The sequence below is a fragment of the Aeromonas lusitana genome, assembly GCF_002812985.1.
Lineage (GTDB): Bacteria > Pseudomonadota > Gammaproteobacteria > Enterobacterales > Aeromonadaceae > Aeromonas > Aeromonas lusitana.
Window position 1 is genome coordinate 75,413 of sequence record NZ_PGCP01000010.1, and the last position, 14,360, is coordinate 89,772.

Below are 14,360 nucleotides of genomic sequence, written 5' to 3' on the forward strand. Positions count from 1 at the left end.
TCAGGGCACCTTCTTAGTAGAGCGATTGTTGGTTGTCTTCGATGTGCTTGTTGCTCACCCGGCCAAACATCTTGATGTAGGTCCAGAGGGTATAGGCCAGCACGGTCGGGACAAAGATGACCGCGACCACCGTCATCACCTTGAGGGTGTTGAAGGAGGCAGTGGCATCCCACATGGTCAGGCTCTGGGACGGCTCAAGGCTGGACGGCATGACGAACGGGAACATGGAGAAGCCCGCGGTCAGTATGATGCCGGCAATGGCCAGAGAGGAGCACAGGAACGCCAGCCAGCCCTTGCCAATCTTGGCCGCGGCCGAGGTCAGCAGGCACATCGCCAGACCCAGCGCGGGAGCGGCAATCATCCAGGGGTAGAGGCTGTAGTTGTTCATCCAGGCACCGGCCTGCACCACCACTTCCTTGTGAAGCGGGTTGGTGACGGCATCGGTCGCCATGCTGCCCACCACCACGTAACCATCCATGCCACTCACCCAGACGCCGGCCAGGGCAAACAGCACCAGGGTCAGCAGGGAGAAGATCATGGCGGCGGTGCGGGAGCGAGCCAGCACTTCGCCCTCGGTCTTCATCATCAGCCAGGTCGCGCCCTGGGTGATGATCATGAACAGGCTCACCAGACCGGCCAGCAGGCCGAACGGGTTGAGCAGACCGAAGAAGTTGCCGTGATAGGTCAGCATCAGGAACTGGTTGAAGCTGAACGGTACACCCTGCAGCAGGTTGCCGAAGGCGACCCCGAAGATGACGGGCGGCACAGCGCTACCAACGAACAGTCCCCAGTCCCAGTTGTTGCGCCACTTGGCATCTTCGCGCAGGGAGCGGTACTTGAAGCCGACCGGACGCAGGAACAGGGCCATCAGGGTCAGGATCATGGCGATGTAGAAGCCGGAGAAGGCTGCCGCATAGACCATGGGCCAGGCCGCAAACAGGGCACCACCCGCGGTCACCAACCAGACCTGGTTGCCTTCCCAGTGCGGGCCCATGGTGTTGAGCATCACCCGACGCTCAACATCCTTCTTGCCGACGAAGGGAAGCAGGGCACCCACCCCCATATCGAAACCGTCGGTGATGGCGAAGCCGATCAGCAGCACACCGACCAGTACCCACCAGACCAGACGCAATAATTCGTAATCAAACATGGGATCCTCTCCTTATGCCTTGCTCTGTTCGAAGTGGTACTTGCCCGTTTTCAGACTGCTTGGGCCCAGACGCGCGTACTTGAACATCAGGTACATCTCTATGATGAGCAGCACGGTGTAGAACAGGCAGATCCCGATCAGGGAGAACCAGATCTCGGACGCAGGGATATTGGATGCGGAGACGGAGGTCGGCAGCATCTCGGCGATGGTCCAGGGCTGGCGACCATATTCCGCGACGAACCAGCCACATTCGATGGCGATCCAGGGCAGCGGGATCCCGTACAGCAGCGCCTTGAGCAGCCACTTGCGCTCGCCGATCTTGTGGCGGGTGCTGTCGTAGAAGGCGATGCCGATCAGCAGCAGCATGACGATGCCACAGGCAACCATGATGCGGAACGCGAAGAACAGCGGTGCCACCTGCGGGATGGAGTCATCCACGGCGGACTTGATCTGGGCGTCGGTCGCGTCGGTCACGTTCGGGGTGTAGCGCTTGAGCAGCAGACCGTAGCCCAGATCCTGCTTCACCTCGTCGAAACGGGCGCGGGTATCGTCGGACTTGTCACCGGATTGCAGCTTGGTCAGCAGGTCATAGGCGACCATGCCGTTACGCACACGCAGCTCGTGCTCGCTCTTCAGATCCTTCAGACCGGTCACCTGACCGTCCAGGGAACGGGTCGCTATGATGCCGAGGGCGTAGGGGATCTTGATGGCGTAGTCGGTGCGCATCTCTTCCTGGTTCGGGATACCGAACAGGGTGAAGGAGGCCGGCGCCGGCTCTGTGTTCCACTCGGCTTCGATGGCAGCCAGTTTCACCTTCTGCACTTCACCGGTCTCGTAACCGGACTCATCACCCAGGATCAGCACGGAAACGATGGAGGCCATGCCGAACGCGGCTGCGATGGCGAAGGAGCGGCGGGCGAAGGCCACGTCACGATTCTTCAGCAGGTAGTAGGAGGAGATACCCAACACGAACATGGCGCCCGTGGTGTAACCCGCCGCCACCGTGTGGACGAACTTGACCTGGGCAACCGGGTTGAACACCAGCTCGGCGAAGCTCACCATCTCCATGCGCATGGATTCGAAATTGAACTCGGCACCGACCGGGTTCTGCATCCAGCCGTTGGCGACCAGGATCCAGAGGGCGGAGAGGTTGGTCCCGAGTGCCATCAGCCAGGTAGCGGCCAGATGCTGGCGCTTGGTGAGGCGATCCCAACCGAAGAAGAACATACCGACGAAGGTGGACTCCAGGAAGAAGGCCATCAGCCCTTCGATGGCCAGCGGGGCCCCGAAGATATCGCCGACATAGTGGGAGTAGTAGGCCCAGTTGGTACCGAACTGGAACTCCATGGTCAGGCCGGTGGTGACCCCGAGGGCAAAGTTGATCCCGAACAACTTGCCCCAGAACTTGGTCATGTCCCGGTAGACAGTGTTGTTGGTCATCACATAGACAGACTCCATGATCGCCAGAATGAAGGCCATTCCCAGCGTCAAGGGTACAAACAGGAAGTGATAAAGGGCCGTCGCAGCAAATTGGAACCGCGATAGGTCTACCACATGCTCAGCAATCATGATGTTTCCTCACCGATTATTGGCACGGCTATTTTGAGTTTTAAGGACAATGCTTCCGTTGGAAGTCCCCGAATGATCGGTCACAGCACGCTTGATACCAATGACCAGATTCGAACGCCACCACATTAACAACAAGGCAATATACAAGAACAAAAAAAGCTAATGTTTAACATCTGGTAAACATTAGTGGTGATTCTATTCCCGCCTATAATGACCGCTGTTTTATATCACCTTTATTTGATTGAAATCAATGTAAAACCATCACCAATACATGCCTTTTCAAGGCAACTTACCAACCGGTCATGGTTATTTTTGGGAGCTTGCTCACAAAAAACATTTAACCGTAAATCTTTGATTTAAATCAATTTTGAACTAGCAGGAAATAGTTTCAATTCTGTTAAACAAATAGAGTAATTGAGAAAGCATGACCTCATTTAGCCGGTATTTACCAAACCCCTTCAGACGCCGATATTCCAATTTAAAACCAGTAAAAACACATGTTTATGCTTATTTACACCACCAACACAATGATTACTTTATCTAATCTTAAATCGATAGATTTTCTTGTTTGTCCGGCCAGGCAAGAGCTCCTACAATGCGCCTCGCAGTGAGGGCACACCTCTGGATACAGGCCGGTCATTCTGGGTTCCCGGTACGTATTCGATGAACATTTCGAACCTGTTTGTTGGGATTAATGATGAAAAAGTTTGTTGCCAAGACCATCCGTTACTACAAGCTTTCGTTCGTTCAGCTCTATCAAATGAACCGACTCTGAGGCCTCGCGACGGCTCCTTTGTTTTCTTCTGGCCTGACTCCAGACGCACTCACTGTCTGTGAACATCCATCCTGAATTGTCTTTGCCCACCGCATCCGCCGTGGGCTTTTTTTTGGCCCGGGAATTTTGTCAGAATAGTAAAAAACCGCCCCTGGAGGCGGTTTTTTGTTCTATCAGCTATTTCTATCCCCCAACTACCCCTCTTCGGGTCGTTGCAGGCCGAAGTGGGCATAGGCGCGCTGGGTCGCCAGCCGTCCCCTCGGGGTACGCTGCAGATAACCCTGCTGGATGAGATAGGGCTCCAGCACATCTTCGATGGTGTCTTTCTCTTCCCCGATGGCCGCCGCCAGGTTGTCGAGACCCACTGGGCCCCCCATAAACTTGTCGATGACAGCCAACAATAACTTGCGGTCCATAAAGTCGAACCCCTCGTTATCGACATCCAGCATGTCCATAGCTCGGGCCGCAATGGGTCCATCTATCCGGCCATCGGATTTCACCTGGGCAAAATCCCTCACCCGTCTTAACAAACGGTTAGCAATGCGCGGGGTACCGCGGGAGCGGCGGGCCACTTCCAGCGCGCCGTCATCCGACATCTCGAGCCCAAGGCAGCGGGCGCTGCGGGCGACGATATCGGTGAGATCCTTGACGTTGTAGAACTCCAGCCGCTGGACGATCCCGAAACGATCCCGCAGCGGGCTGGTCAGGGAGCCGGCCCTAGTAGTGGCGCCGATCAGGGTGAAGGGTGGCAGATCGAGCTTGATGGAGCGGGCGGCAGGGCCCTCCCCTATCATGATGTCGAGCTGGTAATCCTCCATGGCCGGATAGAGCACCTCCTCCACCACAGGGCTGAGACGGTGGATCTCGTCGATGAACAGCACATCGTTCGGCTCCAGGTTGGTGAGCAGCGCCGCCAGATCCCCGGCCTTCTCCAGCACGGGGCCCGAGGTGGTCTTGATGTTGACCCCCATCTCGTTGGCCACGATATTCGCGAGTGTGGTCTTGCCAAGGCCCGGCGGGCCGAAGATCAGCAGGTGATCCAGGGCCTCACCGCGCTGACGGGCCGCCTCGATGAAGATCTCCATCTGGCCACAGACGTGATCCTGACCGGTGTAGTCCGCCAGCTTCTTGGGCCGGATGGCCCGGTCGATGACCGCATCCTCACGGGACTCCCCGGCCGATATCAGACGATCCGCTTCAATCATGCGCTACCTCAACAACTACGACGCTATGGGTTCGAACTGCCACCATCGATTCACACTCACCCAGGCGAAATGTACCTGCAGAGATGAGACGCGCCATCAGGCGACGCTCACACCAGGCTGCGCAGGGATTCACGGATGATCTCCTCAACCGACATGCCCTCTTTCGCCACCTTGGCGACGATCTGGCTGGCCTGCTGCGGCTTGTAGCCAAGCGCCACCAGGGCGCTGGCCGCCTCTTCGCTGGAATCCGGGGCGCGCAGGCCGCTCTCTTTCTCGGGCAGACTGATGGCGGCGGGGGAGAAGAGATCGTGGCTGACCCAGCCCTTGAGACGGTCTTTCATCTCCACCACCAGGCGCTCGGCAGTCTTCTTGCCCACACCGGGCAACTTGACGAGGGAGCTTATCTCTTCGCGCTCCACGCTCATCACGAACTGGGTGGCCGTCATGCCGGAGAGGATGGCCAGCGCCAGCTTGGGGCCGACGCCATTGGTCTTGATCAGCTCGCGAAACAGCGCCCGCTCCTGCTTGTGGTTGAAGCCATAGAGCAACTGGGCATCTTCACGCACCACGAAATGGGTGTGAATGACCGCTTCCTTCCCGAGCTCGGGCAGATCATAGAAGCAGCTCATGGGCATGTGCACCTCATAACCCACACCGCCGACTTCCAGCAACACCTCTGGGGGTTGCTTCTCGATGATGACGCCTCTCAAGCGACCGATCATGTTCTCTTCCTCGCCACGCAGACTCTGTAAATAGGGTCATAGCATAAAGAATAACTGGATAAGTATCCAGCATAGGGCGGTGACTCCCCCTGCACGGATTGCCCTCTCTTTACTATGCCGTCAGCCGGTCAGGAAACGTCTCTTCTTTGAGGCGCTCACCCGGCCCGCCGGGTACACATCTGCCTGACGACATTTTTAATCTGTTTGTATTCAGGATGATACAGAGAAATGCCTCTGATGGGGCTGGCGATATCTTGCTGGCTGGCTAGTCTCAATCAGCCAAAGAGATCCATATGGAATCTTAATTTGGTTTTCTTCCACTTCATCACGCGCATGGCCGCGTAAGGACAGCAAGATGGCTAAAGGACGGATCAGCTTTTGGGAAGGTAATGGCGCCACTCAGGATCAGGTCGGCAATACCCTGAGCGGTGGGGTCAGCTACAACATCGACTGCAAGAAAGGGGATCAGGGTTTCAGCAATGATGAGGCCCGATCCCTGAAACTGGAAGGCATCCCCGGCATCACGCTGATCAAGGTCTACGACAGCCCCTCTGCCAGTACCGACGATGACTGGGCCCAGATCCTGATCAAGGGACCCATTACCGACACAGTCGTGGTCGGCAGCTTCAACAGCAGTGCCAACCTCGATGGCGGCAACGTGGTCGTCACCAGCCATTACCGCAACGGCCTGGATGGCAAGGTGTCCAGGATCCTGATCGACTACCTGGGGTAATCCCGATTCAAGAGGGAGGCCTGTCACCCGGCCTCCCTCTGTCACGTTTTCCTTAAACCCGCTTAGCGACTCTACCCTCCCCGTCGACCAGACTCCCCCCAACACCTAATTTAGCCCTTGGGCCACGGGGCTTGGCCTGTTAAAATTCCGCTCTTGAAATTTTCCAGGGCTAAGCCGCCCGAACTAGCGAAGGTCTACCGCGATGCGTACCAGCCAATATCTGCTTTCCACTCTCAAGGAAACCCCCTCCGACGCGGAAGTCGTCAGCCATCAGCTGATGCTGCGCGCCGGCATGATCCGCAAACTGGCCTCCGGCATGTATGCCTGGTTGCCGTCCGGCCTGCGGGTCCTGAAGAAGATCGAGAACATAGTTCGCGAAGAGATGAACAAGGCTGGTGCCATCGAAGTCTCCATGCCGGTGGTACAACCGGCCGAGCTGTGGCAGGAGTCCGGCCGTTGGGATGACTATGGTCCCGAGCTGTGCCGTCTGACCGACCGCCACAACCGTCCCTTCGTACTGGGCCCGACCCACGAAGAGGTGATCACCTCGCTGATCCGTTACGAAGTGAACAGCTACAAGCAGCTGCCGCTGAACCTCTACCAGATCCAGACCAAGTTCCGTGACGAAGTCCGTCCCCGTTTCGGCGTGATGCGCGGCCGCGAATTCCTGATGAAGGATGCCTACTCCTTCCACATCAACAAGGAATCCCTGGTCGAAACCTACGAGAAGATGCACGCCGCCTACTGCGCCGCCTTCACCCGCATGGGCCTGAACTTCCGTCCGGTCCAGGCCGATACCGGCTCCATCGGTGGCACCGGCTCCCACGAATTCCAGGTGCTGGCCGAGAGCGGTGAAGACTTGATCGCCTTCTCCGACAGCTCCGATTACGCCGCCAACATCGAGATGGCCGAAGCCCTGGCGCCGGCTGGCGAGCGCGCCGCTGCCACCTTGGCCCTGACCAAGGTTGCCACCCCGGGCGTGCACACCATCGACGAGGTTGCCGCCTTCCTGAATGTTGCCCCGACCCTTATCGCCAAGACCCTGCTGGTGCTGGCCGAGGCGGACGAGCACGGCAAGCAGGCGGTCGTTGCTCTGGTGCTGCGTGGCGATCACGAACTGAACGAGATCAAGGCCGAGAAGCTGCCGGGCGTCGCCAATCCGCTGACCTTCGCCAACGACGAGCAGATCAAGGCTGCCGCCGGTTGTGATGCAGGCTCCATCGGCCCGGTCGGCTTCGCCGGTCGCATCATCGCCGATCGCAGCGCCGCTCACCTGGCGGACTTCGTCTGTGGCGCCAACGAGACCGGCTTCCACCTGACCGGTGCGAACTGGGATCGCGACATCGCTTCTTACGAAGTCGCCGATCTGCGCAACGTAGTGGAAGGCGACCCCAGCCCCTGCGGCCAAGGCAAGCTGCTGCTCAAGCGCGGCATCGAAGTGGGTCACATCTTCCAGCTCGGCACCAAGTACTCCGAAGCCATGAAGGCGAGCGTGCTGAACGAGGGCGGCAAGTCCGTCACCATGGAGATGGGTTGCTACGGCATCGGGGTTTCCCGCCTGGTGGCCGCCGCCATCGAGCAGAACAACGACCAGTACGGCATCATCTGGCCGGAAGCCATAGCCCCGTTCGAAGTGGCCATCGTGCCGATGAACATGCACAAGTCCGAACGCGTCGCCGAGCAGGCGCAGCAGTTCTACGCCGAGCTGCAAGCCGCCGGTGTCGACGTGCTGTTCGATGACCGCAAGGAGCGTCCGGGCGTGATGTTCGCCGACATGGAGCTGCTGGGGGTTCCCCACGCCATCGTCATCGGCGACCGCGGTCTGGACAACGGCGTGGTGGAGTACAAGTGCCGCCGCACCGGTGAGAAACAGGAAGTGGCCATTGGCGACATCATCGCCCAGCTCAAGGGCAAGCTGGGTCGCTGATAGCGCCAGCTAACCCGACTCTTCTGTTTCCATAAAAAAGCCCCGAGTGCGAACAGCACTCGGGGCTTTTTATATGGGTCTTCGCCGCGATGCACAAAATGAGTCCCGGCGTGAAGCTATAAGATAACGGCATTGCGCTGTACATGGCGCGGCTGATTTCCTAGACTGACCCTCTTTATCCAGCGTGCCCGAGAAGTTATGTCCATCCCCTCAGCCAATTCCGTTGTCGTGCTCGATTTCGAGACGAGCGGCCTCTCACCCAACCAAGGGGATAGAGCCATCGAAATCGGCGCCGTCAGAATTAAAGACGGCCAGATCAGCGAACGTTTCTCGGCGCTGATGAACCCAGGCTTTAATGTCAGCAGCTTTATCGAGCAATATACCGGGATCAGCAACGCCATGCTGAAACAGGCGCCCCCTTGCGGCGAGGTGATGGCGGATTTCGTCGAATTTATCGGTGATGACAACCTGGTCGCCCATAATGCCTCCTTCGACAAGCGCTTTCTGGATGCGGAAATAGAGCGGCTGTCGACCCGCTATCGCGGTCAATTCGCCTGCTCCCTGCTGCTGTCGAGGCGGTTGTTCCCCGAGGCGCCGGATCACAAGCTGGGCACCCTGGTGCAATACCACAGCCTGCCCAATGATGGCGTGTTTCACCGCGCGCTGGCGGATGCCGAAGTGACTGCTCACCTCTGGCTCGCCTTGTTAAGGGAATTGGAATGTCGGTACGGCATTATCAACCCGGACTTTGAATTGCTGCTGACCCTTGGCAAGAAGCCGAAACAGGTTATTCCATCCTTCCTTGAGGGATATGCGGCGCGACAATAAGTCGCTCAGGAATATTCATCAATCACCCCAGAGATTTAAACCTGTTTTGCCGGGTGCGGGATATATCTTACTTATTATTTAGGCGGTGGAGCATTGGGGCCACTCCTTATAAAAATCGGCACATTATTATTTCCATTTAAATAATCAGGGTTGTATATTTAAAAAATACGCCCCTGATTCAGACATAATATGGTTGGTCTTAAAATATATTAATTCTGACCATATTTCACTGCGCAATATATTATCCATATCCCGCTGGATATGCTCAGGTCATCAGCATTCGAGGCCTGGGCAAGGACATGCGAGCGCCACTCCAGTGCGAAGTCATTGCCGACCTCCTCCCTCGGCCCAAGGGCAAGGCGCCACATCGACACTTAACACTACCTTTTAATGAAAAAAGCGCGCCAAATGGCGCGCTTTTTGTTGCTCAGGCAGAGACAGATGCTGAAACCAGCCAGCAAGACTAGCTGTTTCGTCCGATAAAGAGATCGGTCACGTGGCAACTGCTGCGCGCCTCCAGGGCATCCAGCATATAGGCGGCCGCGTCCTCCGGCGTCATAAAGGCGCTCGGGTCCACGTGATCCGAGTTCTCCCAGAACTCGCTGCGGATCCCGCTCGGGTAGAGGTTCACCAGCCGTAGGGGCGAGCCCTTGAGCTCGGCGCGCAGGGATTCCAGAAAGCCGCGCATCCCCCACTTGGAGGCGCAATAGAGGCTCTCGTTGGCCTTGCCGGTCTGGGCCGCGGAGGAGAGCACGTTGGCCAGCACCCCGCCCTGCTCGCCGATGAGGCGCACCGTCTGCTGGGCCACCAGGATAGTGGAGACGAGATTACTCTCCACCACCCGGCGTACCTGCTCGGCGGTGTAGACACCGACCGGGCCAAACTCCCCTACCCCGGCGCAGTGGATCACCATGTCGGGCAAGCCACCCCAGGCCAGGGCAGCCGAGAAGGCCATCTCCACCTCTTCGTGGTGAGCCAGATCGGCGGCGATGCCGACCACGGCACTGCCGAGCAGTTGTTCCTGCTCCTGCAATTTGTGGTAACGGCGCCCCATCATGGCAACCCTGTGGCCGCGCGCTACCAGTCCGATTGTCAGCGCACGGCCGAGGCCGGAGCCGGCGCCAGTCACTATGATGTGGCCCATTGTCTCTCCTGGATCAGATCTGATGACTCAGATCAGAAAGTGAATTCGCCGCCGATGAACCAGCCGTCGACCTTCTGGTCAACGCGGTCGAAGTCCATGTCCACTTCACGCCAGCCGGCACGCAGCTTGAGCGGCACGGAGGCAAACTTGTAGGAACCGCCCAGACGGTAGTCGTAGTTGTCCGCATCCTGCACGCGCAGATCGCCGAAGGCCGCGAAGCCGGTACCCGGAATGCGGATCTCGCCACCTGTGTAGGCCATCAGCACATCCTTGTCATAGGAGTAGTGCTGGGTGTTGAAGTCACCGTCGTAACGACGACCGGTCAGACCCAGATCGAGCTGGAACAAATCATTGTTCATCAGGCGATAGTAGAGGGTCAGATCGTAGGCCAGCAGATCGTTGTTGAAGGAGCCGCCGCTGCTGCCGAGATCGGACATCTCGAACTTGGCATTGGGCAGCAGCCAGATGCCGTGCTCCAGTTGCAGGTAGCCGTTCCAGTTGTAGTTGTCGTCATAGCTGCCATCGGCACCAACCCCGTTGATCTGGCCGCTGCCCTGAGCGTTCCACATGTCGGCACCCGCCGCGAAACGCCAGTCATCGGCGGCCATGGCGGTGTGGCTGAACAGGGCCAGCAGGCTGCCGGCAATCAAAGTCTTTTTCATCATTTAGCTCCGTTATGGACTGGGAAGGCCATCATTTTACCCAGAGCACAAGGAATACCTAGTGTAAAAAGCTGAACCAGCGTCCATTAATGTCCGGACCGATGTCAGTGCTGCATGCCTTTCATCGGCTCGACCGGCTTCACCGGCAGGCTCAGGCTAATGGTCTGACCATCGTCCAGGGTCAGGGTCAGGGGGAAGGGGGTGCCCTGGGCGAGCTCACGCACCTCGAACAGCATGATGTGGAAGCTGCCAGGCTTGAGAGCCACCTCCCCCTTGACGGGGATCTTGATGCCATCGACCTGGCGCATCTTCATCACCCCGTTCTCGTGCAGGTGAGTGTGCAGCTCGGCCCGCGCGGCCTCGGGGGAGGCGACGGCGGTCAGGGTCACCGGCTTGTCACCATCGTTCTTGAGCACCATGAAGGCGGCCGTGTTGGGGGAGCCCGGCGGCAGCAGGCGCACATAACCATCGATGGCCTCGACCTTGGCCAGGGCGGGCGTCGCCAGCAGCAGGGTCAGGACGGAGTAAAACGCACGTTTAAACATGGTTGAAATCCTTTTATGATGTTGTTAAACGAAGCGAAGCTTACCCCTGTGGCAAGCTTTTGGCAGCCTCTGATAGCAAGGATTCAGACATGGCCCTCACAATTCTGGCCGAGCAGCAGGATGGCTTGCTCATTCTGACCCTCAACCGACCAGACAAACGCAATGCCCTCAACACCCAGATGTATCAGGCCCTCACCCAGGCGCTGCAGCAGGCAAGCCAAAATGAGGCCGTGCACGTGGTGCTACTGCAGGGGCAGACGGAGTGCTTCACCGCCGGCAACGATCTGGCGGATTTCATGGGCAAAACCAGTCTGGAGGCTGACGATCCCATCTTGCAGTTCCTGCATACCCTGGCGGATTTCCCCAAACCCGTCATCGCCGCCGTCGCGGGCCCGGCGGTGGGCATTGGCACCACACTGCTGCTGCACTGCGATCTGGTCTATCTCGCGGACAATGCGCGGCTGCAACTGCCGTTTGTCGAGCTGGGGCTGGTGCCGGAGTTTGCCTCCAGCCTCTTGCTGCCAAGGGCGGTGGGTCATCTGAAGGCGGCGGAGTTGTTGCTGCTGGCGGAAGCCATGGATGCGGCCGAGGCGCTGCGGCTCGGGCTCGCCAACCGGGTGCTGGCGGTGGACGAACTGCTCGGCTTTGCCCGGGAACAGGGGTTGAAACTCGCCGCCAAGCCGCCGAAGGCGCTGCAAAAGAGCAAGGCATTGCTCAAACAGGAGCTCAGGCAAGCGGTGCATTTCGTCATCGACATAGAGGCGCGCGCCTTCTCCCAGGCATTGCAGGGAGAAGAGGCCCAAACCCGCATCGCCCACAAGCTCGGGCGCAGAGGCTAGCCCCTAGTTCAGGCGGAAGCGGCCGATCAGCTCGCAGCCCTGCACCTTGTCCTGCACCTGGATAAGCCGGGCTATCTCGGGGTTGGGGTGGCGTTTTAAAAAGGAGAGCAGGGCGGCGCGGCAGCAGCCCAGCTCGCTTATCAGACTCTCACATTCGCGATTGGGGCATTGCGGCACCAGGGCGGTGACCAGTTCGGAGGCGAGCTTGAGATAGCGCAGCTCGTAGGCCGGCTCCTCCATGGCGCGCCAGAAATCGGCAAGCCGATGGCAGGTCGCGACCCGCATGCTGGCCAGTTCGTCCAGATCATCGGACGCCAGCTCATACACCTCGCCAAGGGCCTGTTGATAGAGGCAGATGGCCGTGCCAAGCGCCCCCTTGCCCAGGGCATTTTCCGCCTCCAGCATGTAACGCTGCCAGTTTTGATTCGTCATCTCCCTCTCCCGTGCCGACATGGGTGGAGCCTGTATCATGGCTAATTGAGAATAAATATCAACCAGACCTTTTGTGCAGGATCCAACCAGACCGTGCCCGCGCCTTGGCATGCCCCCTCTCATGGCTTACCATCCGGGCACCTCTTTTCGGATCCCGTCTCATGCTGCGACCCCGTTTATCCCAGGAGCTGGGCTGCTCGACCCTGTGCGTGCCCCACCTGCTGGTCTGGATCTATTAGCTGCGCTCCTCGCGCCATTTACCCTATCCATTCAACGAGGAACACAGCCATGAAACCCTGCCAACACTGGTCGCAGGTCGAATACCTGCATCTGACGGTGACCAACCCCAACATCTGCCTCAAGGGGCGCCACAGCTACTACTCCGGGGCCTGGGACGGCCTGTTTGAGGATCAAGCCGTGCGCTACCTCCACGGCGACAGCGTTAGCCGCAACCCCGACACCGGCTGGGAGCCGCTCTGGCACATAGACAAGCTCCACATCGGCGACTATGTGCAGATCGCGGCCGGCGTGAAGATCATCATGGGTGGCAACCACACCCACAACACCGGCTTCATCAGTACCTATCCGTTTGCGGATCTGGATGCACTCAAGCGCAGCTACCGCCCCGCCGGCGATACCCGCATCGGCAACGATGTCTGGATTGGCATGGAGGCCATGATCATGCCGGGCGTCACCATAGGGGATGGCGCCATCATAGCGGCTCGCACCCTGGTGAATCAGGACGTAGCGCCCTATGCCATGGTGGCTGGCGCACCCGCCAAGGTGATCCGAACACGCTTCAGTGATGACGAGATTGCCCGGCTACAGGCGCTGGCTTGGTGGGACTGGCCGGATGCCCAGGTGCAGGCCTTGCTGCCGCTGATCCAGCAAGGTGAAGTCGCCCTGCTGGAACAAGCGGCCATCCGCTGGCAACAGGGCACATAAGCGACAATGAGGATGCGGGGGCACATGCCCCCTCTTGGTTAACCCTTCAGCTGTCGCTGCGCGACTGGTTGGCCCGGCACTGTTTGCCGGGATAACCGGGCAAGGTGCTGGCCTTGCTGCTGCAGGCCAGCCGCTTGGCCTGGCTCAAGCGATCCCCCAAGTTGGCGGCATTGACCACCTGCCAGTCCATCTGCTGGCCGAGCCAGCTGGCCCAGGCGAACTCGACGAAGTAGACCTGATCCTTCTTGCTGAAGTAGCCCGCATCCTGCAACTGACCCGCCAGAGTGCGGTAGGGGTAATCCGGCAGCTCGCCGATGTGCTTTGGCAACTGCTCCGGGGTCAGGGGCTGGCCCTGTTCATCCTTCAACCAGGCCCAGTGGTTGTTCTGCATCTGGCTCCAGAAGTTGGTCTTGTCCTGCAGCCGGGCGATCACCTTGACCCTGGCCTGCTTCACCCCCTGCTGCCACAGCGCCTTGGTCAGGTGGTGCCTGTCCACCAGCCAGTAGCCGCCGTCCGGGGCTATGACCACGGGGATCTCTTTTTTCTTCATCAACTTGTCGAGCTGCTCCGCGCTCTTGTCTGCCAGCTCGCGCGCCGTCGCGTCGACCTGCAACTGGCCCACCCCGCCCTGGGTCGGGTGCAGCTCAGTGATGCTCACCTCGCACCAGTTCCCGACCTGGCTGGTCGGCTCGCAAGGCGCCAGCGCCCAGGCACTCTGGCTCAGGGCGCAGGCCAATAACATCCCTATTCTCATTCTTCACTCCTCTTTCCCGCGACCCGCGCGGAAACCCATAAGATGGCAGCCCCGGATATCAGGGGACTCATGCTAGCGGTCTGACCAGCAAAGGGGATATCATGATTCCCCGTCTGTCGGCGAATATTTC

Annotated in this window: 14 protein-coding genes; 5 read left to right on the forward strand and 9 right to left on the reverse strand. The window is 58.9% G+C overall.

The features are described 5' to 3' along the window. Positions 1 to 13: 13 nt before the first annotated feature. The 4 genes from cydB to ruvA all read right to left on the reverse strand — a co-directional run bounded on the left by cydB (position 14) and on the right by ruvA (position 5,421). Positions 14 to 1,150, reverse strand: a complete 1,137-nt coding sequence (gene cydB, locus CUC44_RS07590; protein WP_100859362.1) for a cytochrome d ubiquinol oxidase subunit II — start codon at positions 1,148 to 1,150, stop codon at positions 14 to 16. Positions 1,151 to 1,162: 12 nt separating this feature from the next. Further along, positions 1,163 to 2,719 (reverse strand): cytochrome ubiquinol oxidase subunit I, encoded by a 1,557-nt coding sequence (gene cydA / locus CUC44_RS07595; RefSeq protein ID WP_100859363.1) that lies wholly within the window; start codon positions 2,717 to 2,719, stop codon positions 1,163 to 1,165. Positions 2,720 to 3,688: 969 nt separating this feature from the next. Further along, positions 3,689 to 4,699 (reverse strand): Holliday junction branch migration DNA helicase RuvB, encoded by a 1,011-nt coding sequence (gene ruvB, locus CUC44_RS07600; RefSeq protein ID WP_100859364.1) that lies wholly within the window; start codon positions 4,697 to 4,699, stop codon positions 3,689 to 3,691. Between the two features lie 107 nt (positions 4,700 to 4,806). Next, entirely contained in the window at positions 4,807 to 5,421 is a 615-nt protein-coding gene (gene ruvA, locus CUC44_RS07605) for a Holliday junction branch migration protein RuvA (protein ID WP_100859365.1), read from the reverse strand. A gap of 355 nt (positions 5,422 to 5,776) precedes the next feature. Between ruvA and CUC44_RS07610 the strand changes: the two genes are divergently transcribed. The 3 genes from CUC44_RS07610 (at position 5,777) to CUC44_RS07620 (ending at position 8,909) form a co-directional block, all read left to right on the forward strand. After that, positions 5,777 to 6,154, forward strand: a complete 378-nt coding sequence (locus CUC44_RS07610) for a hypothetical protein (protein ID WP_100859366.1) — start codon at positions 5,777 to 5,779, stop codon at positions 6,152 to 6,154. Between the two features lie 202 nt (positions 6,155 to 6,356). Beyond that, the gene (locus CUC44_RS07615) at positions 6,357 to 8,081 is read left to right on the forward strand and encodes a proline--tRNA ligase (RefSeq protein WP_100859367.1); all 1,725 of its coding nucleotides are present in this window, start codon (positions 6,357 to 6,359) and stop codon (positions 8,079 to 8,081) included. A gap of 198 nt (positions 8,082 to 8,279) precedes the next feature. Continuing rightward, on the forward strand, positions 8,280 to 8,909 hold the full coding sequence (locus CUC44_RS07620) for a 3'-5' exonuclease (protein ID WP_100859368.1): 630 nt from the start codon (positions 8,280 to 8,282) through the stop codon (positions 8,907 to 8,909). 463 nt (positions 8,910 to 9,372) lie between these two features. Here CUC44_RS07620 and CUC44_RS07625 read toward each other — a convergent pair whose 3' ends face one another. The 3 genes from CUC44_RS07625 to CUC44_RS07635 form a co-directional block, all read right to left on the reverse strand. Next, entirely contained in the window at positions 9,373 to 10,053 is a 681-nt protein-coding gene (locus tag CUC44_RS07625; RefSeq protein ID WP_100859369.1) for an SDR family oxidoreductase, read from the reverse strand. Positions 10,054 to 10,085: 32 nt separating this feature from the next. Next, positions 10,086 to 10,715, reverse strand: coding sequence for a TIGR04219 family outer membrane beta-barrel protein (locus CUC44_RS07630; RefSeq protein ID WP_100859370.1), 630 nt, complete (start codon positions 10,713 to 10,715; stop codon positions 10,086 to 10,088). 104 nt (positions 10,716 to 10,819) lie between these two features. Then, positions 10,820 to 11,260 (reverse strand): copper chaperone PCu(A)C, encoded by a 441-nt coding sequence (locus tag CUC44_RS07635; protein ID WP_100859371.1) that lies wholly within the window; start codon positions 11,258 to 11,260, stop codon positions 10,820 to 10,822. Positions 11,261 to 11,349: 89 nt separating this feature from the next. Between CUC44_RS07635 and CUC44_RS07640 the strand changes: the two genes are divergently transcribed. Continuing rightward, a complete protein-coding gene (locus CUC44_RS07640; protein ID WP_167388826.1) occupies positions 11,350 to 12,099 on the forward strand; it encodes an enoyl-CoA hydratase-related protein in 750 nt (249 codons plus the stop codon). A 3-nt stretch (positions 12,100 to 12,102) separates the two neighbouring features. On the opposite strand, the gene CUC44_RS07645 is transcribed toward CUC44_RS07640, so the two are convergent. Further along, the gene (locus CUC44_RS07645; RefSeq protein WP_100859373.1) at positions 12,103 to 12,531 is read right to left on the reverse strand and encodes a DUF2753 family protein; all 429 of its coding nucleotides are present in this window, start codon (positions 12,529 to 12,531) and stop codon (positions 12,103 to 12,105) included. A gap of 288 nt (positions 12,532 to 12,819) precedes the next feature. Between CUC44_RS07645 and CUC44_RS07650 the strand changes: the two genes are divergently transcribed. After that, on the forward strand, positions 12,820 to 13,476 hold the full coding sequence (locus CUC44_RS07650) for a CatB-related O-acetyltransferase (protein WP_100859374.1): 657 nt from the start codon (positions 12,820 to 12,822) through the stop codon (positions 13,474 to 13,476). 46 nt (positions 13,477 to 13,522) lie between these two features. On the opposite strand, the gene CUC44_RS07655 is transcribed toward CUC44_RS07650, so the two are convergent. Further along, entirely contained in the window at positions 13,523 to 14,230 is a 708-nt protein-coding gene (locus tag CUC44_RS07655) for a ParB-like protein (protein ID WP_100859375.1), read from the reverse strand. Between the last annotated feature and the right edge of the window lie 130 nt (positions 14,231 to 14,360).

Coding starts and splice junctions, on each gene's coding strand:
- cydB (WP_100859362.1), bottom strand. CDS start 1,150: ATGTTTGATTACGAATTATTGCGTCTGGTCTGGTGGGTACTGGTCGGT.
- cydA (WP_100859363.1), bottom strand. CDS start 2,719: ATGATTGCTGAGCATGTGGTAGACCTATCGCGGTTCCAATTTGCTGCG.
- ruvB (WP_100859364.1), bottom strand. CDS start 4,699: ATGATTGAAGCGGATCGTCTGATATCGGCCGGGGAGTCCCGTGAGGAT.
- ruvA (WP_100859365.1), bottom strand. CDS start 5,421: ATGATCGGTCGCTTGAGAGGCGTCATCATCGAGAAGCAACCCCCAGAG.
- CUC44_RS07610 (WP_100859366.1), top strand. CDS start 5,777: ATGGCTAAAGGACGGATCAGCTTTTGGGAAGGTAATGGCGCCACTCAG.
- CUC44_RS07615 (WP_100859367.1), top strand. CDS start 6,357: ATGCGTACCAGCCAATATCTGCTTTCCACTCTCAAGGAAACCCCCTCC.
- CUC44_RS07620 (WP_100859368.1), top strand. CDS start 8,280: ATGTCCATCCCCTCAGCCAATTCCGTTGTCGTGCTCGATTTCGAGACG.
- CUC44_RS07625 (WP_100859369.1), bottom strand. CDS start 10,053: ATGGGCCACATCATAGTGACTGGCGCCGGCTCCGGCCTCGGCCGTGCG.
- CUC44_RS07630 (WP_100859370.1), bottom strand. CDS start 10,715: ATGAAAAAGACTTTGATTGCCGGCAGCCTGCTGGCCCTGTTCAGCCAC.
- CUC44_RS07635 (WP_100859371.1), bottom strand. CDS start 11,260: ATGTTTAAACGTGCGTTTTACTCCGTCCTGACCCTGCTGCTGGCGACG.
- CUC44_RS07640 (WP_167388826.1), top strand. CDS start 11,350: ATGGCCCTCACAATTCTGGCCGAGCAGCAGGATGGCTTGCTCATTCTG.
- CUC44_RS07645 (WP_100859373.1), bottom strand. CDS start 12,531: ATGACGAATCAAAACTGGCAGCGTTACATGCTGGAGGCGGAAAATGCC.
- CUC44_RS07650 (WP_100859374.1), top strand. CDS start 12,820: ATGAAACCCTGCCAACACTGGTCGCAGGTCGAATACCTGCATCTGACG.
- CUC44_RS07655 (WP_100859375.1), bottom strand. CDS start 14,230: ATGAGAATAGGGATGTTATTGGCCTGCGCCCTGAGCCAGAGTGCCTGG.